The 637-nt window shown below is 49.5% G+C and carries 1 protein-coding gene; it reads right to left on the bottom strand.

What is annotated here, in order from left to right; translation table 11 throughout:
- The coding region (locus NE619_RS17950; RefSeq protein ID WP_256133854.1) for a type IV secretory system conjugative DNA transfer family protein at positions 1 to 637 on the bottom strand (637 nt) is incomplete at both ends.

The raw sequence follows: 637 nt of genomic DNA, 5'->3' as shown, positions 1-637 counted from the left end.
GGGTGTAAAGGATACTTACCAGAAAGTTGTAGCTGGTGTCATTATCCGGGATCACCGCAAAGAGCGCGACTTTCTGTTCACCCAGAGACGACAGATCCAGTTCATCGGTAACGGTCAGAGCCGCCAGACTGGAAAGGTTGAACTTCTCCAACCTGGATGCCAAGGTAATTTGTATGGACTTGAGCGTTTTGGCCGAACCGCTGTGATAGTCCTTGTAATACTTGACCGCGATATGATCCGGCTCCCGCATTTCCAGCCGATCAAACAGTTCGTCCAGCGGTGACTGGTATTCATCATTATCCTCCTTGACCTCCCCGGCCCGAAGCAGCTCCATCACCATAGGAAAGTTTTGTTCTTCTTTGGGAGCCTGATATTTCAAGTAAAAGATCAGCGCCAATAGCAGCATGGAGGCCGCCGTGTCCCAGAAGGGGTCCTGCGATTGAGCGCCCTTGGGCGTGGTGGCCTTAAACAGGTTGGTTACCAGCTTTTGTACATCATTATCATCTTTTAGATAGACGAAGGGATTATAGCAATGGCTTTTCTCCATATTGATTAAATCCAATACCCGCACTTCATATCCCCTTTGCTTGAGCAAGTATCCGGTATCCCGCAGATTCTCACCCTTTGGGTCCAGGAC

The organism is Anaerovorax odorimutans (assembly GCF_024459955.1).
Taxonomy (GTDB): domain Bacteria; phylum Bacillota; class Clostridia; order Peptostreptococcales; family Anaerovoracaceae; genus Hominibacterium; species Hominibacterium odorimutans_A.
The sequence above is the reverse complement of the archived record's forward strand: the minus strand, read 5'-3'. Positions and strand labels throughout refer to the sequence as shown.